This window comes from Pseudomonas sp. MDV22-iso1, assembly GCF_058145095.1.
Map to the genome: position 1 here is coordinate 199,538 of NZ_JBYVMF010000008.1, position 22,067 is coordinate 221,604.

Sequence of the window (22,067 nt, forward strand, 5' to 3'; positions counted from 1 at the left end):
AACTCACACCATTTCGTCACGAATCCATTCAACCACCGACGTGCGTTTCGGTACCCAGCCCAGCAATTCGCGCGCATGTTTGCCGCGCACACGGCTGTTGGAGCCCAGGCCATAGTTGGCCATTTCATAGCCCCATTCGGCTTCGGCGTCCTTGAGCGGCCAGTCTTGCGGCGCGCCCAGTTTCAACGCTTCGGCCATCGCCGTGGTCATGTCGATGAACGACGCTTCACCACTTTCGACGAAATAGAACGTACCCGGAACGTTGTTGGTCAGCGCCAGCAAATAAAGGGCCACCACGTCTTCGATGTGTACGTTGGACCAGATGTTCTGGCCGCTGCCGACGTGACGCACCACACCGCTTTTACGCGCCTGTTTCAGCAAGCGCGGCAATTGCACGCTGTCGCGATTGACGCCCAGGCTGTGGCCGTAAATCAGGGTGTTGCAGATCACGGCCGAGTTCACGCCGTCTTTCGCTGCCGCGAGGATCAGGTTGTCGATGGCCACGCGCGCCGCCTTGTCGACGGTAGGCTCCGGCAGGTTGTCTTCGAAGTAAATGACGTCGCTGGATTTGCCGCCCGACGCATCGCCGACGATGCTCGAACCGCTGGTGTGCAGGAACACTTTGTTGGAACCGCGCAGCGCGTCGAGCAAGGCTTGCACTGCGCCGCGATGGTCGCTACTGGCGGCATTGATGACGGCGTCGGCCGCCTGGGCTTGCTCGGTCAGCAGTGCGCTGTCATCAAGCGTCCCGATGACCGGAGTGATCCCCAGCGCCTTCAACTCATTGGCTTGTTCAGTGCTGCGAACCAGCCCCGTGACGGTATGACCAGCCCGGACCAGACCGGTAGCGATAGAACCGCCGATAAAACCTGCAGCGCCGGTAACGAATACGTTCATGGAGAAACTCCCTGCGTGAATAAGTGATGTGTCCAGTATTGAGGACCTGGCCCTCTGGAAACAGACGGTGCAGCCCAAATCACTCTTGCGCAGGGATCACGAATCAGCCGTTGAAATCTGCAAGTGCGTACGCGGCCAGTTTCCCCTGGATGAAGTCGAGGAAGCACTGAATCCGCAGGGCCAGTTGCGAGTTGCGGTAGTACACGGCGTTGATCGGCTGGCGATAGCCGCTGTTGAAATCCGCCAGCAGCACGTGCAGGCGACCGGCGCGAATATCCTCGATGGTCATGAAGTGCGACAGGCAGGCGATGCCCTGACCTTCCAGTGCCAGCTGCCGGATCGTCTCGCCGCTGGAGGCGCTGATCGAGGCCTGGATCGGCCAGCGGTCACCATGCACGTAGCGCAACGGCCATTGGTTCAAACCTTCGTTCTGGGTGAAGCCCAGCAGGTTATGTTCGGTCAGGTCCGCAACCGCCAAGGGCGCGCCGTGCTGTTCCAGATAAGCCGGGCTGGCGACGATGTGCAGCGGGCTGCAACCCAGGGAGCGGGCGTGCAGCGTCGAGTCGGCCAGGGTGCCGATGCGAATGGCGATATCGGTGCTTTGTTCGAGCAGGTCGATGATCAGGTCATTGCTGTTGAGCTCAAGCTGGATGTCCGGGTAGAGGCGGCGGAATTCGTCGATGTACGGTACGATCGCGTGCAGCATGAAGGGCGACGCGGCGTTGATGCGCAGACGCCCGGACGGCGTTTGCTGGCGGGAGGTCAGGCGCTCTTCGAGTTCGTCCATCTGATCGAGAATCCGCTTGGCATGCTCGAAGAAGTACTTGCCCTCCTCCGTCAGGTCCATGCGCCGCGTGGTGCGGTTGATCAAGGTGGTGTCGAGCTTGGCCTCCAGCCGCGACAGTGTGCGGCTGACGGCAGAGGGCGTCTGCCCGACCTGCTCGGCGGCAGCGGAAATCGACCCGCATTCAATCACGCAGACGAAAATCTGCAATTCATCGGATCTGGCTTTCACGTGTGTCCTCTCAGCGTTGCACTTATCGCCAAAATCGCAGCCTGCGGCAGCTCCTGCAGGGAAATGATCACTCTGTAGGAACTGCCGCAGGCTGCGATCTCTTCAATCGTTGCGACCGATAGTAGCCTGAAACACTTAGGCTGACAGGCCAAACACCTCGGCCAGATGCTGTTCATAACGCGCCACATCCGCCTCGATGTTGGGGCGTTTCATCACGTCAACACAGAGGAACGTCGGCAGGCGAGTCATGCCGAGGAACTCGTTGGCTTTATGGAACGGGAAGTACACCGCGTCTACGCCCTTGGCTTCAAAGAAGTCGGTCGGATCGTCGAACGCTTGCTGCGGCGCGTTCCAGGTCAGCGACAACAGGTATTGCTTGCCGTGCACCAGGCCGCCGCTGCCGTATTTCTGCGAGGCATCTGAACGGGTACGACCGTCGCTGGCATACAGGCTGCCATGGCCTTCGGTGAACACTTCGTCGATGTATTTTTTGACGGTCCACGGAGCGCCCATCCACCAGCCGGGCATCTGGTAAATGATCACGTCGGCCCAAAGGAATTTAGCGACCTCTTCGGCGACGTCGTACCCCTCATCGATGTAAGTGGCTTTGACGTCGATGCCGCCGCGGTCCAGCACGCTCAGTGCGGCTTCATGCAGGGTGGTGTTGTAGAGGCCATCGGAGTGAGCAAACTTTTTACCGCCATTGAGCAACAGGACTTTTTTCATGGGGAGTTCTCATAAAGTCTGGAATTCGATGGCGGCAGAATATCGACCGGCCTCGCGCGGAGTAACCGCTGAATTCGCAAAACTCATTTGACCTGAGCGCACGAATCGACCGCGTATTGTTGCTTTAGACTGGCACTCATTCTTAATCGAGGATTTTTTAGTGAGTGAGATTCAAGGCTTCATCCTGCAGGCCAAGACCCGTCCGGAAAAGTCGGACGCGTTCGAGGCACTTTTCAGCGGCTACGTGCAAGCGAGTCGCGCCGAACCGGGTTGCATCGAGTACCACATGCTGCGCGATAAACAGGACCCGACACTGTTTATCTTCTATGAGATCTGGCAGTCCCAGGCTCACCTCGACGTGCACTCGAACCTGCCGCACATGGCGAAGTTTCGGGAGATGCGCATGGAGTATCTGGAGCGGGATTTCGACATCCGCGCCATTGATATGCTCAGCCCGTCATCCGCTAGCCGTTAATCAGCAAATGGCCGCCGAGCACGCCGAGGCCAATGAAGAAAACACGCTTGAACAATACGGCGCTGATGCGCTGGCGTAACCATTGACCCAGCAGCATGCCAGCGACTGCCGGGATCAACGCCAGCAGCGACGCGCTCAACTCGCCTCCACCGAGGGCGCCGCGCCACAGCAGGCCGGCGGCCAGCGCGAGGGTCGAGACGGTGAATGACAGCCCCAGTGCCTGCACCAACTCATCCTTGTTCAACCCCAGCGCTTGCAGATACGGCACGGCTGGGATCACGAACACGCCGGTGGCCGAGGTGATGACGCCCGTCAGTACGCCACAGAGCGGACCCAGCCAGCGCTCGGTGCGCGGGGCGACGTGCAAGGTCGGCAGCAACAAGCCGCTCAACGCATACAGCAGCAACGCCGCGCCCAATCCTCGTACGACCCAATGCCCACCGGCCATGCCGATCCACAGCGTGCCCGCGCCCGTGCCGATGAAAATCGCCAGCAACATCGGCCACAACCGTTTGATCAATCGATGCAGATGACCACCGAATGCCAGTTGCCAGACGTTGGTCAATGTCGCAGGAATGATCAACAGCGCAGCAGCCTGCGAAGGAGCCATAGCCAGACCGAGCAAACCCATGGCGATGGTCGGGAGGCCGAGGCCGATCACGCCTTTGATCGTGCCGGCCAGGAGGAAGGTGGCGATGACCATCAGCGACAGGGCCAGGCCGAGATTCTGGTAGAACGCGACGAGAGTATTCATGGGGTTATCGTGGGGCTGGATGGGGGAGTTGAAAAGCTGGTTTATACTGAGGTTGCCTCTTGATTTGATTGAGGCTTGGATTTCTGCAGGCCTGCCAGCGCGAGCAACCCCGCTCTCTGTAGGAGCTGCCGAGTGAAACGAGGCTGCGATCTTTTGATCTTGATTGTGAAAGGCAAGATCAAAAGATCGCAGCCTCGTTTCACTCGGCAGCTCCTACAGAGGTGTGCGCAACAGACAACTCAAGGGAAAAACCATGCACTTCGACCTCACCGACCTGCGCCTCTACCTGAACGTCCTAGACACCGGCAACATCACCGCCGGTGCCGCGCGCAGTCATTTGTCCCTGGCGGCGGCGAGTGCACGGATCCGCGCCATGGAGGCGTCACTGGGGATTGATTTCCTGCAACGCGGTCGCCGGGGTGTCACGCCGACCGCCGCCGGTAAAGCACTGGCGCATCACGCCCGGCTCCTGCTGCAACAGGCCGAGCGCCTGCAGCAAGACCTGGCGGAGTACGCCAAGGGCGTGAAAGGCCAGGTTCGATTGTTGTGCAACACCACGGCAATCACCGAGTACCTGCCGGAATTGCTCGCGGATTTTCTGTGCACCCACCCCAACCTCGACATTGACCTGCAAGAGCTGCCCAGCGCCCGCATTACCCACGCCTTGCGCCAGGGCGCGGCGGAGCTCGGAATCATCTCCGACGCCGTCGACACTCATGACTTGCAGACCCGCGCGTTTCGTGACGATCCGCTGGTACTGATCATGCCCCTCACCCACCCCTTGGCCGACCTCGAAGCCTTGAGCTTCAGCGACACCTTGCAGCACGATTATGTCGGTCTGAATGCCGGCAGCGCCTTGGCGATTTACCTGGAAGAACAAGCCCTGCACAGCGGTTCACGCTTGCAGATCCGCATCCGTGCCGATGGCTTCGACGGTGTGCTGCGCATGGTGGCTCGCGGCGTCGGGTTGGCGGTCGTGCCTCGTGCCGCCGTCACCCGCTGGACAGGTGAACGCCCCTTCAAAAGCGTCCCGCTGCAAGAACCCTGGGCCCAGCGCAAACTGCTGCTGTGCGCCCGGGATTTTGCGCTGCTGCCCGGATACGCGAAGGCGCTGCTGAACGCCTTGACTCTCCCCTGAGGGGCAGACTTTACCCTTGCGCTTTCCTCTTCAAGGTCGGTGACAATGGGCAAGCGTATTCTGGTGATTCTCGGCCATCCTTCCAGCAACAGCTTTTGCGCGGGACTGGTCGAGCGCTACACCCAATCGGCGTTGAGCGCCGGACATGAAGTGCGCCAGTTGTTTCTGGGTCAACTGGATTTCGATCCGGTACTGCGGGAAGGCTATCAACAGGTCCAACCGCTGGAAGCCGGCTTGCGCCAGGCCCAGGCGGACATCCTGTGGGCGGAACAACTGACGCTGGTTTATCCCATCTGGTGGGGCGGGATTCCGGCTTTGCTCAAGGGTTTTCTCGATCGGGTGTTCCTGCCAGGTTTCGCGTTCAAATACCGCGAAGGCAAAGCATTTCCCGACAAGCTTCTGCGCGGCCGTAGCGCGCACTTGCTGGTGACCATGGACACACCGCCCTGGTACTACCGCTGGTTCTATCGCATGCCCGGCTTGCATCAAATGCGCAAGACCACCCTGGAACTCTGTGGCATCAAACCCACCAAAACCCTCACCTTCGGTCCGATCCTCGGTTCCAAGCCGACGCAGCGCGAGCGGTGGCTCAAGCAAGCCGAGGCTATCGCCTGCGGCTGAGTCTGCCGATAATGCAGCCGACTCGATAAAAGGGATTTTTCATGTACATCGGCCAAGCGGCGCAACGTTCCGGTACCACGATCAAAAGCATCCGTCACTACGAAGCAATCGGCCTGCTGCCTGCTCCCCTGCGTCAGGGGAAATACCGCGTGTATGACCAGCAAAGTATCGATCTGCTGATCTTCATCAAATGCGCTCAGCAACTGGGCTTCAAGTTGAAGGAGTTGCAAGCGGTCTTCAGCGGCCATCAAGGTCAGGAAGTGCCTTGGGCATTGGCGCATCAGGCCATCGCGAGCAAAAAGCTCGAAATCAGCGAACGGATCGAGGTGTTAGGGCGGCAACATGCTCAATTGGTCGCGTTCGAACACAGCATCGAACAGGCCAGAGCCGATTGCCCGCTGGAGAGTCTTTAAGGGTACTGCGCGTTTCTGGACACCCCGATGTCGAGCACAGACAACTGATCGTGCGAGGGGCGCTATAGGGTGCGACTTCGTTCTTGCATCCATTGCCTGGAGTCCACATGACCGCACCTATTACCGTTCTTCGCGACACTCACCCGCTGCCGGTACTCGACGCCTGCAAATGGGAAAAACTCGAAGGCGATCCGCACACCGTCAACCTCAACGCCTACACCAGCGAAGACGGCAGCAAGATCATGGGCACCTGGATCTGCACGCCGGGCAAATGGTATGTGGAATACGTGAAGTGGGAGTATTGCCATTTCCAGGAAGGCTACTGCGTGATTACCCCGGAAGGCATGGCGCCGATCCATCTGCGCGCGGGTGACATTTTCGTGGTCGAGCCGGGCATGAAAGGCACGTGGGAAGTGGTTGAGACCGTGCGCAAGTATTTCGTGTTTGCTTGATGCAAAAAAACCGGGAGATCACTCGACGTGGTCTCCCGGAAAATTGGTTATTTAGGATTGATAGATCACCCTGTGGCGAGGGAGCTTGCTCCCGCTGGGGCGCGAAGCGGACCTGGCATTTGCGAGTGCTGCGCACTCGAGCGGGAGCAAGCTCCCTCGCCACAAAAGCTCCCCTGCCACAACAACCCTGATTAAAACAGCAGCTGCTTTATTGCGGCTTGCGATAGCTATTGATGATCGCCGAGAAGTCCTGGCCACCCTCACCGCGCAAGCTCATCGCCTGATACAACTGCTGGGCCACCGCGCCGAGTACCACCGGCTGGTGCGCCTGACGTGCCGCTTCAGTGGCCAGTCCCAGATCCTTGAGCATCAACTCGGCTCCGAATCCGCCGGTATAGCCGCGCGAGGCTGGTGCAGTTTCGACCACGCCTGGCCACGGGTTGTACATCTCCGAACTCCAGCAACGCCCGGTGGAGCTGTTGATGATGCCGGCCAGCACGCCCGTGTCGATACCCAGCGCATCACCCAGGGCCATGGCTTCGCTGACGCCGACCATGGAGATGCCGAGCAGCAGGTTATTGCAGATCTTGGCGATCTGACCGGTGCCGACTTCGCCGCAATGGACAATGTTGCGGCCCATTTGCGCCAGCACCGGTTGCAAGGTGGCGAACAGCTCAGGTGTGGCACCGACCATGAAGGTCAACGTACCGGCAGCCGCACCACCCGTTCCGCCGGACACCGGCGCATCGGCCATCGCCACGCCTTGCTTGGCGGCGGCGGTGGCCACTTCACGCGCGGTCTGCGGATCGATGGTGCTGCAATCCACCGCAGGCACGCCTTTGGCAATTCCCGCCAACACGCCATCTTCACCCAGCCACACGCTGCGCACATGCACAGCAGCCGGCAGCATGGTGATCACCAGTTCAGCACCTTGCGCGGCTTCACGCGCCGAGGCGCTGATGCTGCCGCCCAGTTGCTCCAGCTCAGCCAGCACGGTTTTGTTCAGGTCGACCAGGTTCAGCGAATGGCCGGCCTTGATCAGGTTGCGCGCCATCGGCGCGCCCATGTTGCCGAGACCGATAAAAGCAATTTTCATGTCCGGCTCCTTAACGCAAGTTGATGGTGGTGTTCACACCGTCGTTGACGCTGTTGTCATCGAACCAGCGGCTGGTGACAGTCTTGGTCTGAGTGTAGAACTGCACCACTTGCTTGCCATACGGACCGAGGTCGCCGAGTTTGGAACCGCGTGAACCGGTGAAGCTGAAGAACGGGACCGGCACTGGAATCGGGATGTTGATACCCACCTGGCCAACATCGATTTCGTTCTGGAATTTACGCGCCGCCGCACCGCTTTGGGTGAACAGGCCCGTGCCGTTGCCGAACGGATTGGCGTTGACCATCGCAATGGCCTGGTCGAGGGTGTCGACTTCCAGCACCACCAGCACCGGGCCGAAGATTTCCTGGGTGTAGATCTGCATGTCGGTGGTCACACCGGAGAACAGGGTCGGGCCGACAAAGTTGCCTTGCTCGTATCCCTTGACGCTGATGTCACGACCGTCCAGTTCCAGCTTGGCGCCTTCCTTGATGCCGCTTTCGATCAGATCAAGAATCCGCGCCTTGGCACGCTTGGAGATAACGGGCCCGACATCAGTGCCTGGCTCGCTGCCGGCATTCACCGTGAGTTTCTGAGCCAGTGCTTTCAGGTCCGGCAGCCATTGCTTGGCCGCGCCCACCAACACCACCACAGAGGTCGCCATGCAACGCTGACCGGCCGCGCCGAAACCGGCACCGACCAAGGCGTTGAGGGTCTGCTCGCGATTGGCGTCCGGCAGTACCACCGCGTGGTTCTTCGCGCCCATCATCGATTGCACGCGCTTGCCGTGTTTGCCGGCAAGGTCGTAAACGTGAGTGCCCACCGCCGTCGAGCCGACGAAGGAGACAGCCTTGATGTCCTGATGGGTGCACAGCGCGTCCACCACGTCCTTGCCGCCATGCACGACATTGAGGACGCCCGCCGGCACACCCGCCTCGAGTGCCAGCTCAACCAGGAGCATGGTCGACAATGGATCTTGCTCGGAAGGTTTCAGGACAAAAGTGTTGCCGCAGGCGATGGCCATCGGGAACATCCACAGCGGAATCATCGCCGGGAAGTTGAACGGGGTGATGCCGGCGCACACGCCGATGGGCTGGCGCAAGGTGTAGGTATCGACGCCGCTGGCAACGTTTTCGGCGAACTCGCCCATTTGCAGGGTGCCAATGGAGCAGGCATGTTCGACCACTTCCAGGCCGCGGAAGATATCGCCTTCAGCGTCGGCGATGGTTTTGCCCTGTTCGTTGCTCAACACCACCGCGATGCGCTTGGAGTGTTCGCGGATCAAGGCCTGTAGCTTGAGCATGATGCGCATGCGTGCGCCGATCGGCGTCAGCTTCCAGGTCTGGAAGGCGCTATGGGCGGCAGCAATGGCGGCGTCGACTTCGGAGGCGGTGGCAAACGGAACCCTGGCCAGCACTTGCTGGGTCGCCGGGTTGACGATGTCGTGCCATTCGGTGGTCTGGGATTCGACCCACTCGCCGTTGATCAACAGTTTGACCTTTTGCACGGTGGTTTCGTTAGGCGTGAGCGATGCGTTCATGTTGGGTCTCCTGGACTTGTTGTTATCAGGGAGCCAAGGCGAGAAAGTCGCCTTGAGATGAGGCGTGTGTCGCGAATTGGTGATCGGACGGTTTTTGGAGTATAGATGTGCAAACTTCTAATAAGAACGCACATAAAAGCCGGTCCATCATGCAAAAAAACATCACGTCTCTAGGTTCGTTGAACTGGGATGACCTCAAGTTTTTCCTCGAAGTCGCCCGCACCCGCAAGGCCAGCACCGCCGCCAAGCGTCTGGCGGTGGACTACACCACCGTCTCGCGGCGCATCAGTTCGCTGGAATCGGCATTGGGCACGTTGCTGTTCGAAAAGTCCCGGACCAGCGGTTTCGTCCTGACCGCAGAAGGCCAACGCCTGCTGGGTTACGCCGAATCGATTGAAAGCACCCTGCACATGGCGTGCGAGCAGGTGTCGGGGTCGGGCGTGGCGTTGTCGGGTCACGTGCGCATGGGTTGCACCGAAGGGTTCGGCAGCTTTTTCATTACCCCGCAGCTCAGCCACTTCGTCGATGCCTACCCGGCGATCTCGGTGGACATCCTGCCGCTGCCGCACTTCATCAGCTTGTCCAAGCGCGAAGCAGACATCGTCATCGCCCTGGAACGACCGGAGCACGGTCCTTATGTGTGCTGCAAACTCTGCGACTATCGATTGCAGCTTTACGCGACCCAGGACTATCTCGACAAACACCCACCGATACGCCGCCCGGCAGACCTGGGCAAGCATGCCTTCATCAGTTATGTGGATGATCTGGCGTTCAGTTCAGAGCTGTTGTATCTGGCGAACGCACTGCCCGGCGCCAGCGCCAACCTGCGCAGCACCAGCGTGATCGCGCAGTTCGTGGCAGCGCAGCAAGGACGGTCACTGGCGATTCTGCCGTGCTTCCTAGCAGCCCAGGACCCACGGTTACTGCCGGTGTTGCCGGAAGAAATCAACATCACCCGGCAGTTCTGGATGTACTGCCGCGAAGACCTGCGCAAGCTCAAGCGGATCACCCTGTTGTGGGATTACATCCGCGCGGTGACTGAGCAGAATCAGGGCTTGTTGATGGGCGAGAGTCGGGAAACGCTGTTCGCCGATTAGTCGGCGGACACGACGATTGCTACGCGGCGGTTCTCGGTTCGGCCAGCGGTGGTGGTGTTGGTGGCGACCGGGACGCTGCTGCCCAGGCCGCGTAATTGAATGTTTTCTTCCTTCATGCCGACGGTGCTCAGGACCTTGGCGACGCTTGTGGCGCGACGCACGGAAAGCTGTTCGTTATAGGCCTCTTTGCCCGACGCGTCGGTGTGGCCGTCAACCCGAACCCGATTGATTCCGACGCCTAGAAGCGCCTTGCCGATGCGCTCAACGATGTCGGTGCTGGCGCTATTCAAACTGTCGTCGTCACTGCCAAACAGCACTTTGCCGGACAGACCAAAGGCCCAACCCTCGTCGGTCAATTCGAACCCTTGTTGTTTCAGTACCGCAATCTGCGCAGGTGTCAGGCCTTTCTGGGGTGCCGTCTGGCAACCGGTCAACGCCAATACCGCCATGAACAGCGTAACGGTGAAAAAATGAAGGGATCGTTGGGTCATTGAGAACACGGGGGTTAGCTCCTGGTTTGAACTGCGACGGCAGAGTGCTCCGACTCTGCGGTGTGTTGCGCGCCTCGGGAAAGGCGCTTGGCTTGATACATGGCGGCGTCGGCGGCATGCAGTAGCGCACCCGGCGAGACGCCATGATCGGGGAAAACGGCGACGCCAATACTGAGGGACGTAAATACGTGGGCATCGCCCGGAATCAGGATCGGCTCTTCCATGCTGGCGAGGATATTGTCGGCGATCCGTTCGGCGTCTGCGGTTTTGTGCAGCGGCGTCAACAGGACAGCAAACTCGTCACCGCCCAGGCGCGCGACCAGATCGTCTTCGCGCAGCTGTGCACGCACCCGGTTGGCGACGGCCACCAGCACCGCATCGCCCGCGGCGTGGCCGAAGTTGTCGTTGATTTCCTTGAACCGGTCACTGTCGAGGAACAGTACGGCGACGCGCTCGTTGAGCTTGCTGGCGTTGCGCAGTGCGCGCATCAAGCGACCTTCGAAAAAGGCCCGGTTGGGTAATCCGGTGAGGCTGTCATGACTGGCCTGGTGGGCGAGGGTTTCGTTCTCGCTTTGCAAATGGGTTTGCCAGGATTCGAGTTCATCGAGCAAGGCATTGAAGTCGTTGCCCAGGTCGTCGAGTTCGGCAATGTCGGCCGGGGGGACGCGCTGGTCGAAGGCGCGTTCGCTGCGAGCCGCGTGCGCCACAGACGCCAGGCTGCGCAATGGACCGGTGATCCCGCGCAGTTGCCGGCGGGCAAGATAGAGCGCCACCCACGCACTGACGGCGGTGCACAACATGATGCCCATCAGGCCACTGAGCAGGAACCGCAACAAGCTGCCGCCATGACCGGTGAGTTCGATGCTGCCGACCTCCCGGCCTTGATGGACGATCGGCATGCTGATCGGTTTTTCCAGGAAGGTCTTGGCAATCTGGACTTCCAGCTCGGAAAACAGACCTGTTTCAGGTCGCTGCCAACGCGCCAGCAACCGACCGTGACTATCCAGCACCTGAGCATCGGCGACTTCTTCGGTGGAGGCTATCAACGCCAGGGCTTCGGTGGCTGCGGCCTTGTCGTTGAACACCACGGCCGCCTCCACGGTGTAATTGATGGAGCGTGCGATCAGGTGCAGGTTGTGGTCGGCATAGACCCGCAAGGCCAATACGCCGAGCAGGGTCAGCGAGACGCTGGCCATGGCCAGGGCCACCAGCGCGACAACCAAATGACCGCGGCCAATGACCGAGCGCAACGTGGGACGGGTGTCAGCTTTAAACAGGTTCATGGCGCCGCCGGTTTGCGGCGCGACAGTTGCAGCACGCTCGGGTGAATGCGTACACCGCTTCGGGCGACGGAGTCGAGGTTGACCTCGAAAGACACCTGATCATCGCTGACCCGCAGACAGAACAGACTGCCAACGGTGCATGGATCGTCGGCTTCGCTGATGCTCAACACCGCAAGCCCGGCCAGCGAAGCAAACAGTCGACTGCGTTCGTCGCTGGTCAGTTTGCCGATGTAGACGGCATTGCATTCAGTAGCGATGGACGGATTGGCGGCGAGTAACCGGCGCACGGCAACGGGACGGCCTGTGGCTTGAGTGGTGCCCTTGACCAGGTCGTCGGTGTACTCGGTGGGGCCTACGATGCACAGGCGCAGTTGCGCAGGTTCAACCGGCCAGCGGGCATAGCTGAGGATGCCCAGCACGACTTGAGTAACGGCGCTGGCCCGTTGGTCTGCCATGCTTACCGGTGCTTGCGGCTGTGCGAAAGCGAGATTGGTCAAGAAACAGAGAACCCCGGCGAGCAACAGATGCTTGCAGACAGCGACGCGTCCTGTCGTCCAGACAGCCAGCTTCATGATGCGGGGATTCTCGTGATGTAGCGAAATGATGCCGCAACGATAGCACAGTGCCCTGTTGCCAGCGAGGGCAAGCGCTGCGCCACATCGGACAGATTCCGTTACGGGTCAATCGTTTGGGTTGGCCCCTCTTCCAGCTCCAGCATCAAACCGCTCAAGCGCTTGACCTTGCGCCGAACCGCTTCTTCGAACACGCCTGTACGGGGCTCGATCAACGTGAACCAGTTTTTGGCTCGGGTGATCCCGGTGTAGATGAGCTCTTTGGTGAGCACGGGATTGAGGGCGTCCGGCAAGATCAACGCGGTGTGAGCAAACTCCGAGCCCTGGGATTTGTGCACGGTCATGGCGTACACGGTTTCGACATCATTGAGCCGGCTCGGCAGTACGAATCGCACACCGCCCTGACCGTCATTTCGCGGGAACGCCACGCGCAGCACCAGTGCTCCCGCCTCGGGTCCGTCACGTTCCGGCAGCTTGAGGGCGATGCCGATGTCGCCGTTCATCAACCCTAAACCGTAGTCGTTGCGCGTCATCAGCACGGGGCGGCCTTCGTACCATTGGTGATCACTGTCGATCAGTCGAGCCTTGAGCAGCGCTGACGTCACTCGCTGATTCAAACCCTCCACGCCCCAAGGACCTTTACGTACAGCACACAGCAACTGAAATGCGTCGAAGGCTTCCAGGACCTGGCGAGCCCATTCGGTCCAGCACGGATCATCAAGTGGCCGGCCAAGTGCCGGGCGCTGGGTGCGCAGAAGACTCAGGTAATGCCGATAACCTAATGGACCATCGCCATGACCTTCGAGTAGCAGGCGTTCCAGTGCACGGTCCTGCTCGCCCTTGAGCGACAGCGAGAACACGTCGTCATGGCTACGCGCGGTCAACAGCTTGCGCGCCTCATCAGGCTGTTGCTGATTGACCCAGCGCGCCAATTGACCGATGCCGCTGCCCTCGCCGAACCGTCGGGAGTGGCGCAGCATCACCACCTGCTGGGCCAGTGGGTGAGTGCCGTGGGCGTCTTCGTGCAAACCGCTGCCCGCCAGGCTTTCACCACTGACCGCTTCCAGCCACTGGCGAGTCTGCGGGCTGTACCAGCCGGCCTCCGCATCGCGACACAAATCGCCGAGCACGGCGCCGGCCTCTACCGACGCCAGCTGATCCTTGTCGCCGAGCAGCACCAGGCGTGCGTGGGCTGGCATGGCATCGAGCAGATTGGCCATCATTTCCAGGTCGATCATCGACGCTTCATCCACCACCAGCACATCCAAAGGCAAGCGGTTGCCAGCGTGGTGACGGAAGTGCCGGGTACCGGGACGGCTACCGAGCAGTCGGTGCACGGTGGTGACGTCCGAGGGGATTTTCTCCCTGACGGCTTCGCTGACTTTGAGTGTTCGAACTTGCTGGCTGATGGACTCGGTCAACCGTGCAGCGGCTTTGCCCGTGGGTGCGGCGAGACGGATGCGCAGCGGTTTTCCCGCCTCGACCGCGGGCGCCTGCAACAATGCCAACAACCGCACGACCGTGGTGGTCTTGCCGGTTCCGGGACCGCCGGTGACGATGCTGAACGCGCTGCGAGTAGCCAGCGCACAGGCGAGCTTCTGCCAGTCAATGACGTCATCCGGTTTGGCGGGACCGAACAGCCCCGTGAGACGCTCGGACAAATCACTCGGCGTTGTTTCGTGCTCGGCCAGACGCTGGCGCAACGACTGGTCGATGCGTCTTTCATAAGCCCAGTAACGGCGCAGGTACAAGCGTTTGCCCGACAGCACCAGAGGTCTTTGCTGCGCCGTTTTACTACCATCGGCCGCCAGTGCGACCAGCTGACTGGCAGCCAGCACCTTGCACCAATGCGCACCGTCCAGCGCCTCGAGCAACTGCGAGGGCAAGACCATCGCACCGCCTTGCAGATCACCTTCCGGCGGCAGCGACAGGGCAAAATCCGGCTCTTTCAAGGTTTCGAACAAATCAAGGCACACATGACCATGGCCCAACTGGTGGCTGGTCAACGCGGCAGCCAGTAGCACCAAGGGATCGTCATCGGGCGCCAGTTCATGCAGAAAGGCCACAAACGCTTTGTCGAGTGCGCGCAACCAGCCGCGCTCGACCCAGCGCGTGAGCAACAGGAGCAAGTCATCGGCCCGACGGAGCGGATCAAGTTCCGCGAGACTGTCTGCTGCCAGTGAGGTGGGCAGCAGATCGGCGAAGGTGCGGCTCATAGCAATACTCCCTGTTCCCAAGCTGGCTCGGCCTTGGGCTCTGGTTTGCCCTGGAACAGACGATCCAGTCGTTCAATCAGCTCACGGGGCGGTCGTGCGAAAAATACACCTTGGCTGGACGCACGCGTGCCGCGCAGGAACAGGTACAACGCACCACCGACATGTCGGTCGTAATCGTAATCGGCAAGCCGCGCCTTGAGTTGGCGATGCAGGGCCAGCAGATACAGCACGTACTGCAGGTCATATCGGTTGTCGAGAATCGATTGCTCCATGGCCTGATCGGTGTAGGCCGTGTCATCGACACCGAGCCAGTTGGACTTGTAATCGGCGACGTAATAGCGACCCTCGTGTTCGAACGTCAGGTCGATGAAGCCTTTGAACATCCCGTTAAGCATCACCGGTTCGGCCGCCACCCGCGCCACACCGTTGTGGGTGTATTGGCGCACCAGTTCATCGAGTTTAAGCACGTCGACTTTATGGCTGGCGAACCAGAATTCCATCTCGACGCGATACTGCGTCAACTGCTCGAACACCACCGGCGATTGCCCGGCGCCAAGGTGCAGCGGCGATTTGAGCAGGTGTTGCAGCCAGTCGCTCAGCGTGATGATCCAGCCTTCCCAGCCTCGTCGATTGCAGCGACGCCCGATCGCATCCTCGACCGCTTGCGGGCTGACAGAAAAACCTTCATCACCGGCCCACTCCAGCAAACCATGGAGAAAGGTGCCGGGGCCTGGACCACGGGGGAATCGATGGATGTCCGCGCCACCGGCCGCCACTTCTCGTGGTGCGTTCGGATCCAGGCGTTCGTCGTCGAAAAGTTTTTGCGCTTGCGGGTTTTCGGGCGCTTCGTCGCTGCCGATGCTCAGGCTGTCGCCAATGCGCAAAGCACTGTAAGAGGCAATCCACCAGTTTTCACTGGCCTTACGCTTGGGAATCAGCGGAGCGAGCAAGCGTGCATCGTTGCGCGGCGGATGATAATGCTCGGCAGTGGCCTCGGGCATCTCTGCATAGCGGAGTGCCGGGCAATCTTGCTGAAGGTCTTCCAGCCAGCGTTTCAAGCCGGCGGATTCGGCCAGTACAGCACCGCCACCCAGCAGATAGCCCAGTGCCGACAAGTGCAGCACCGAGCTGTTGTTATTGCCGCGTTTGAGATCGGTCACGCCAAGCCAGCAGGCATGTTGCGCCCTGGTGAGCGCCACGTAGAGCAACCGCAAGTCTTCGGCCAGACGCTCATCATCCGCCAGCGCAATCAATTCGGCGGTTGGCTTCAACGTCACCTGTGCCTTGCCGTTGGCGTCGTGGTAGTGCAACGGCAGACGACTGCCGTCCACCGGTTTGGCCGAGCAAATGAACGGGAGGAACACCAGGGGATATTCAAGGCCCTTGGACTTGTGGATGGTCACGACCTTGACCAACTGTTCATCGCTCTCCAGGCGCAGGATCTGTTCCTCTCCCGCTTGGCCGGACAATGCCAGATGCTCGGATAAATGACGGATCAGCGCCTGCTCGCCATCGAGCTCTGCGGCGGCTTGTTGCAACAGTTCCGACAGGTGCAGCAGATTGGTCAACACCCGCTCGCCGTCGCTGCGGGCGATCAATGCCTGAGGCAATTTGAAGTCGTGCAGCAATCGACGCAGCATCGGCAGCACGCCTTGCTTGCGCCACAGCTCGCGATAACCGCGGAACTGCATGACCCGCGCTTCCCAGGCCAACTCGTCCTGATTCAATCGCTCGAGTTCTGCCAGGGACAAGTTCAGGGTGATGCAGGCCAGTGCGGCACGCAGTGGGCGCTCGACATCCGGTTCGGCACAGGCCTTCAGCCAGGCCAACACGTCGTGCGCTTCCTGGGCGGCGAACACCGAGTCCTTGTCCGACAGGTAAACGCTGCGCACGCCACGCACCGAGAGTTCAGCGCGCACGGCCTGGGCTTCTTTGCCGTCGCGCACCAGGATTGCGATGTCGGCGGGCAGCAGACCTCTGAAGTCTTTACCTTCCTGGACAAATCCCGCCTGTCCTTGTTGCCCGCCGTTGAGCAACGCGGTGATCTGACTCGCGCATGCCGAGGCCAGATGTTGCCGGTAAACCGCACCGGACAGTGGTTGTTCGGCAGGAAGGTGCCAAATGTTCAAAGCGGGAACGCCTTCGCCATCGACGAACAGGGTCTCTTTACGTCCCTGGGATTCCACCGGCAGGAAGGGCACCGGATTCGTGCCATCTTTTTCACGGAACAGGAACGCGCCGCGCCCGGTCACGCGCGACTCCGCACGCTCGAACACGTGATTCACCGCGCCGACCATGCCATGGCTGGAGCGGAAGTTGGTACCCAGGGTATGCAGCCGGCCAGTCGTGGCCTGGCGGGCGCGCAGATAGGTGTGGATGTCGGCGCCGCGGAAAGCATAAATCGCCTGCTTCGGGTCACCGATCAGGAACAGGCCGCACTCAGGGTTGTTGTCTTCGATGCGATAAATGGTTTCGAATATTCGATACTGCACCGGATCGGTATCTTGAAACTCGTCGATCAAGGCCACCGGAAACTGTTCGCGGATCAACGTGGCAAGACGCTCGCCGCCTTCAGCTTGCAAGGCTGCATCCAGACGCAGCAGCATGTCGTCGAAACCCATTTCTGCCCGGCGACGCTTTTCTTCCTCGAACCGTGCACCGACCCAATGGGCGGCGTGTTGCAGCACAGCTGCGTCAGGTGTCGGCAATCCATCGAGGCTGGCCTTCAAGCCAGGCATGGCGTCCAGCCCCGGATGACGGGGGGCTTCGCCCTTCCACGCTTCGGCCATGCCGTCGGGCGTCAGCCGCGTGAAGCCGGTGCCAATGTCCAGCTGTTCAGCCAGTTCGTCCTCGGCCCACGTTTTGATTTTTTCAAACCAGGGCTCGAAGTAACGAGCCTGCATCTTGCGCCCATCGACGCTCTTGCTTGCAACGCCTTGGTGACAGATCGCGAGCAACTCGTCCGCCCATTGTTGCCATGGCATCTTGAGCTCGAGCAGCGCAGCGCGACGTTCCTGCAAACACTCGATGATCAGCTCGGCAGGCTCCTTGCCTTCAGCGCTTTCACGCTCGCTGGCGAACAAACCTCTTAATCGAGGCAGAAGTGCGGCCGGGCCTCCCCAATTGCCGCGCACCCAACTCAATGCATCGCCCTGCATCGGATAGCAAAACAGCCGCCAGTAATCGCGCAAGACTTCGCCGAGCAAATCGCTGTGATCCGTTTCCAGGGTCTGGGTAAACAGGCTGCCACTGTCGAAGGCATGCTCGCGCAACATCCGCTGGCACCAACTGTGGATGGTCGAGACGGCCGCTTCGTCCATCCATTGTGCGGCGATGTCCAGACGATTTGCACAACCAGCCCACTGCTGTTCCGAGTACTCATCGCGAAGGTCGGCAATGAGCGTATCGGGAGCGGTTATTTCGTCACGGAAAAACCTTGCCGCTTCCGCCAGACGCGTACGTATACGTTCGCGCAGCTCCTTGGTAGCCGCGTCGGTGAAGGTCACCACGAGTATTTGCGGCGGCAGCAACTCGCGGCCGAAACCGCTGGCTTCGCCACCGTGACCAAGGACCAGGCGCAGATAAAGGGCAGAAATAGTAAAGGTCTTTCCGGTCCCGGCGCTGGCCTCGATCAGTTGGCTGCCGCGCAACGGGAACGCCAGGGCGAGGGGTGGTTTTGTGCTCATGAACGAGCCTCCTCGCTGGTCAATGATCGCCATGGAGCTTGCAGCAGTGGTCGGTATAACGCTTCGCACCATCCAGGGAATGATTCGTCGCCGATCAGGGCGTCGTAGTCGGCAAACTGACGAGCCAACGCCGGGCTCTCACGACGTTCGCCATCAGTCGTCAGGCCATCACCTTCATAGGCTTTGCGAGCGGCAGCATCCGCTTTGACGGGATCGGTTTGCCCGAGCCAGGCGAAGGCTGTTTTCACGGCAATCGGCAGAGGTTGGCGCATACCGTTTTTCCAGGCGAGCAGCAGGTCTTCGAGCAATCGCACTGCTTGCGTCTCCTCCAGAGGGGCGAGCAGCAGGCTGTCATCACTGGCCACCAGAGCGGTGGTCATCGGCAGGCCACTGGCGCAAGCGACCAGATGATTTACCCAAGGCCGTATGAGGCGATGCCATTTGCGCGACTTGATCGCGCCGATGCTGTTGGGAATTGTGGTGACTGAAAGCAGCCCACCGTCTGCGCGCTGATGAAGACCGCTGAGCCAACCTTCCAGTCGCATACCTTGCAACTCCAGATTAACCGGCAGCGCACTGGTGAGCGGGGTTGGCCACAACGTCAGAAGTTGCTGATAGCGCAGCAGCAGATCCGGCAGGGGTTCGATCAGCTCTCGTTGCAAGTATTCACCAAAGCCTGCCATTGGCAGCAGCCCACTGTTTTGCAGGCGAATAGCGTGCGACGCCAGTGTCTGATCAGACTGATCGGGCTGGCTGAGCGCGGCATCGAGCAAACTGCTGCTCAGGCTGTAGCGCTGCAAAGCGTCGAGCACGAACGGCTCTTCATCAGCCAAGGGCACTTCGGCGGCTTCGAAGAAGACCTTCAGGCGCTGGCTGAAGAAATGTCGCACGGGGTTTCGCAGGAAATCCTGCAGCTGGCCAAGGCTAAGCGGTTCGTCCAATGTGTAGGCTTCAAGCACTTCGACATCGGAGACTTGTTCACGGGCTTGATGGAGCGCCTGCCATTCGTTGGCGTAGCTGTATAGCTCATCGCCTTCCAGGAAGTAACGGGCGCTGAAGGGTTGCAGTGGGTGTTCCTGAGTCAAGGCTTCGAGCAGGTTTTCCCGGTCATCTTTCAGTCGCCACCCACTGGCAAGATGATCACGGAGTTGGCCAATCAGCACCGAAGCCGGACGTTCGCTGTTATCGCGAATGCTGCGGCCGACCCAGCTGATATAGAGCTGATCACGCGCCGACAGCAGCGCCTCTAGAAGAAGATAGCGATCGTCTTCGCGCCGGGAACGATCGCCAGGGCGGTAATCACTGCCCATGAGATCGAAGTCCAGGGGTGGTTGGGCGCGCGGGTAATCCCCGTCATTCATTCCAAGCAGACAGACCAGTTTGAACGGGATCGCACGCATGGGCATCAGCGTGCAGAAGTTGACCGCGCCCGCCAAAAACCGCTGGGATAAACGGCCTTGATCAAGACCGGCCAGCCAGGCTTCACGAACGACGGTCAGCGGCAACTCGTCATGCAGGCCGACGGACTCACACGTCTCCAGCCAGGTTTCACGCAACTCTTCAAGCTGGCCCAGCAGGTAGTCGTCATGCTCGTTGCTGGCCTGGAAAAACAGTTGCAGCAGCGCTTGCAAACGAACAGCCCATTGCTGAGGTGCGACGGGTTGGGTGAGTTCATGATGAGCGATTTCAAGCGCATCCAGCAGTGCGACCAGCGGGCCAATGAGCGCGGCGTCCAGACCGCCGATTTCGTCATAGGGCTCGATGGTTTCATAGGCACTGGCGCTTCCCACGGCATAACCGAGCAACATCCGTCGCAGGCCGAAACGCCAGCTGTTCTGTTCCAGTTCCGTGGGCAGACCGAGGCCTGCTCTCTGTTCGGCATTCATGCCCCAGCGGATTCCGGCGCCTTCGATCCAGCGATGCAGGGTCGGCAAGTCGCGCTCTTCAACGCCGAATCTCGCACGCAGCGCGGGAACGTCGAGCAGATCAAGAATTTCGCTGACGGGGAAACGGCTGTCGGGGAGTTTAAGCAGATGCTCGACAGCGATCAGCAGCGGATCACGGCCGCGTTGCCCCTGGTCTGCGAGCGTGAACGGGATGAAGCGCTGGTCTTTATGTTCAAGTTGAGCAAACACGGCGCGGATATGCGGCGCGTAGCTGTCGATGTCCGGCACCATCACGATGACGTCCCGCGGTCTCAAATCGGGATCAGCACTGAAGCGTGCGAGCAATTGGTCGTGGAGGATTTCCACCTCACGCTGGGCGCTATGAGCAATGTGAAAACGGATCGACTTGTCATCATCAAGATCGACAGCTGGCCAACGCTCGCGTGTTTCGTTCAAAGGGCGTAATTCGAGAATATCGTCCTGCAACTGATTGAGCATGTTCAGGGGGTGAATGTCACTGAACAGGTCAATCCGGCCCTCTCGGAAAGCAGATCGATAACTGCTGGGATCGTCGTAGCTGTCGAGGAGGTTGATGTAGTCACGCCCCTGCTTGCCCCATGCAGCCAGCAGCGGATGAGCGTGTTGATGGAGTGTCTGCGGATCGAGCACAACCGGCATGCCACTCTTACGAGCCTGACGCTTGTATTGGTGCCGCAAGAGGTCTTTATCGGCGACGATGTCAGCCCAATGGTGACGACATGGGTTATGGACACACAGCAGAACCTGGCTGAAACGGGCCAGTCCGGCGAGTGCTTCCAGGGCTTGGGCCGGAAGCGAGGAAATCCCGAAAACGATCACCCGTGAAGGCAATCCGGGGGGCGCTGCTTCGAGGCTGTTGATGCGTTCAATGAACCGTTGGTGGACGCCTGCCCGGCTCTGCGCCATGCCTTGCTCACCCACATCGAGCAACAGTGCACGCCACAACTCCGCTTGCCAACAGTTGGCAGGGGCCAGCGGCGCTCCTTCGCCTCTGACATTTCGCAGCTGATGACGGCCCTCTGCCCAATCTTCAAGCCAATCGGCCCGGTAGACCTGGTATTGGTCGAACAGGTCCGCCAGACGCTCAGCCAGTTGATAGCGTTTGCGCAAGTCGGTGTCATGGGTAAGGAAGCGCTGAAGGGGCTCAAAATGTGGCTGATTGATCACCTGTGGAAGCAGGCGCATCAACCGCCAAGTCAGTGGGGCTTTATCAAGCAAGGACTTGGCGGGAATTTCATCGCGCCCAAGAACCATGCGATAGAGCTGCCACATAAAGCTGCCGGGGAGCTGCACGTCAATCGCAGCGGCGATTCCGCAGCCACCCATATCATCTTCTTCAGGGTCTTCAGCCAACGCCAGCTTCAGCCATTGGGCGATGCCGTTGCTTTGTACCAGGGCTATTTCGTTTTCCAAGGGAGCCAACGGGTAACGTCGCATCCAGCTCACAACCAAGCTGCGCAACTCGTCGAGGCGGTTCCCATGAACCACCATAAAACCAGCATTGAGGGACGTCGCGTCCGGCATAAAGGCTTCCTTGGAAAAATACAAATGCTAGGGGCAGACCTTAGCATTGTCGGCAGGCGGTGACAGCTTGAAGGCTATAAGGTGATGCTGCGGCCACTTTCCTGCGGACAAAACAAAACCCCTGTTCGCGTTAGCAAACAGGGGTTTCG

General features: G+C 60.1%; 18 protein-coding genes. 6 read left to right on the forward strand and 12 right to left on the reverse strand.

From position 1 onward, the window contains the following. Positions 1-3: 3 nt before the first annotated feature. The 3 genes from AC3ZVB_RS12255 to mdaB all read right to left on the reverse strand — a co-directional run bounded on the left by AC3ZVB_RS12255 (position 4) and on the right by mdaB (position 2,638). Positions 4-897, reverse strand: coding sequence for an NAD-dependent epimerase/dehydratase family protein (locus tag AC3ZVB_RS12255; protein ID WP_162437860.1), 894 nt, complete (start codon positions 895-897; stop codon positions 4-6). 103 nt (positions 898-1,000) lie between these two features. Next, a complete protein-coding gene (locus AC3ZVB_RS12260; RefSeq protein ID WP_162437859.1) occupies positions 1,001-1,912 on the reverse strand; it encodes a LysR family transcriptional regulator in 912 nt (303 codons plus the stop codon). Positions 1,913-2,047: 135 nt separating this feature from the next. Continuing rightward, entirely contained in the window at positions 2,048-2,638 is a 591-nt protein-coding gene (mdaB, locus tag AC3ZVB_RS12265) for an NADPH:quinone oxidoreductase MdaB (protein ID WP_162437858.1), read from the reverse strand. A gap of 160 nt (positions 2,639-2,798) precedes the next feature. On the opposite strand from mdaB, the gene AC3ZVB_RS12270 reads away from it, so the two are divergent. After that, the gene (locus AC3ZVB_RS12270) at positions 2,799-3,113 is read left to right on the forward strand and encodes a putative quinol monooxygenase (RefSeq protein WP_490146639.1); all 315 of its coding nucleotides are present in this window, start codon (positions 2,799-2,801) and stop codon (positions 3,111-3,113) included. Here the strand turns inward: AC3ZVB_RS12270 and AC3ZVB_RS12275 are convergent. Continuing rightward, the gene (locus AC3ZVB_RS12275) at positions 3,103-3,867 is read right to left on the reverse strand and encodes a sulfite exporter TauE/SafE family protein (protein ID WP_490146640.1); all 765 of its coding nucleotides are present in this window, start codon (positions 3,865-3,867) and stop codon (positions 3,103-3,105) included. The genes AC3ZVB_RS12270 and AC3ZVB_RS12275 overlap by 11 nt on opposite strands. 253 nt (positions 3,868-4,120) lie before the next feature. Between AC3ZVB_RS12275 and AC3ZVB_RS12280 the strand changes: the two genes are divergently transcribed. The 4 genes from AC3ZVB_RS12280 to AC3ZVB_RS12295 all read left to right on the forward strand — a co-directional run bounded on the left by AC3ZVB_RS12280 (position 4,121) and on the right by AC3ZVB_RS12295 (position 6,491). Then, entirely contained in the window at positions 4,121-5,005 is an 885-nt protein-coding gene (locus tag AC3ZVB_RS12280; RefSeq protein ID WP_490146641.1) for a LysR family transcriptional regulator, read from the forward strand. Between the two features lie 45 nt (positions 5,006-5,050). Next, positions 5,051-5,626, forward strand: a complete 576-nt coding sequence (locus AC3ZVB_RS12285; protein ID WP_490146642.1) for an NAD(P)H-dependent oxidoreductase — start codon at positions 5,051-5,053, stop codon at positions 5,624-5,626. A 41-nt stretch (positions 5,627-5,667) separates the two neighbouring features. After that, a complete protein-coding gene (locus tag AC3ZVB_RS12290) occupies positions 5,668-6,039 on the forward strand; it encodes a MerR family transcriptional regulator (protein ID WP_490146643.1) in 372 nt (123 codons plus the stop codon). Positions 6,040-6,146: 107 nt separating this feature from the next. Then, positions 6,147-6,491 (forward strand): cupin domain-containing protein, encoded by a 345-nt coding sequence (locus AC3ZVB_RS12295; protein ID WP_028624747.1) that lies wholly within the window; start codon positions 6,147-6,149, stop codon positions 6,489-6,491. A 208-nt stretch (positions 6,492-6,699) separates the two neighbouring features. Here AC3ZVB_RS12295 and mmsB read toward each other — a convergent pair whose 3' ends face one another. Beyond that, on the reverse strand, positions 6,700-7,587 hold the full coding sequence (gene mmsB / locus AC3ZVB_RS12300) for a 3-hydroxyisobutyrate dehydrogenase (RefSeq protein WP_162437852.1): 888 nt from the start codon (positions 7,585-7,587) through the stop codon (positions 6,700-6,702). Positions 7,588-7,597: 10 nt separating this feature from the next. Beyond that, positions 7,598-9,124: a CoA-acylating methylmalonate-semialdehyde dehydrogenase gene (locus AC3ZVB_RS12305; protein WP_490146644.1), complete on the reverse strand. Its 1,527-nt coding sequence runs from the start codon at positions 9,122-9,124 to the stop codon at positions 7,598-7,600. Between the two features lie 149 nt (positions 9,125-9,273). Between AC3ZVB_RS12305 and AC3ZVB_RS12310 the strand changes: the two genes are divergently transcribed. Next, the gene (locus AC3ZVB_RS12310; RefSeq protein WP_194691469.1) at positions 9,274-10,221 is read left to right on the forward strand and encodes a LysR family transcriptional regulator; all 948 of its coding nucleotides are present in this window, start codon (positions 9,274-9,276) and stop codon (positions 10,219-10,221) included. Here AC3ZVB_RS12310 and yfiB read toward each other — a convergent pair. The 6 genes from yfiB to recC form a co-directional block, all read right to left on the reverse strand. Next, positions 10,218-10,712 carry an outer membrane lipoprotein YfiB gene (gene yfiB, locus AC3ZVB_RS12315; protein ID WP_490146645.1) on the reverse strand — a complete coding sequence of 165 codons (495 nt, stop codon included), beginning with the start codon at positions 10,710-10,712 and terminating at the stop codon, positions 10,218-10,220. The genes AC3ZVB_RS12310 and yfiB overlap by 4 nt on opposite strands. Positions 10,713-10,726: 14 nt before the next feature. Then, the gene (gene dgcN / locus AC3ZVB_RS12320) at positions 10,727-11,995 is read right to left on the reverse strand and encodes a diguanylate cyclase DgcN/YfiN (RefSeq protein ID WP_490146646.1); all 1,269 of its coding nucleotides are present in this window, start codon (positions 11,993-11,995) and stop codon (positions 10,727-10,729) included. Further along, entirely contained in the window at positions 11,992-12,567 is a 576-nt protein-coding gene (yfiR, locus tag AC3ZVB_RS12325) for a regulatory sequestration protein YfiR (RefSeq protein ID WP_490146647.1), read from the reverse strand. The genes dgcN and yfiR overlap by 4 nt, the downstream gene beginning before the upstream one ends. 101 nt (positions 12,568-12,668) lie before the next feature. Further along, the gene (recD, locus tag AC3ZVB_RS12330; RefSeq protein WP_490146648.1) at positions 12,669-14,783 is read right to left on the reverse strand and encodes an exodeoxyribonuclease V subunit alpha; all 2,115 of its coding nucleotides are present in this window, start codon (positions 14,781-14,783) and stop codon (positions 12,669-12,671) included. Next, complete coding sequence (recB, locus tag AC3ZVB_RS12335; RefSeq protein ID WP_490146649.1) at positions 14,780-18,469, reverse strand: exodeoxyribonuclease V subunit beta; 3,690 nt, start codon at positions 18,467-18,469, stop codon at positions 14,780-14,782. Before recB ends, recD begins: the two co-directional genes overlap by 4 nt. Beyond that, complete coding sequence (gene recC, locus AC3ZVB_RS12340) at positions 18,466-21,918, reverse strand: exodeoxyribonuclease V subunit gamma (RefSeq protein WP_490146650.1); 3,453 nt, start codon at positions 21,916-21,918, stop codon at positions 18,466-18,468. Before recC ends, recB begins: the two co-directional genes overlap by 4 nt. Between the last annotated feature and the right edge of the window lie 149 nt (positions 21,919-22,067).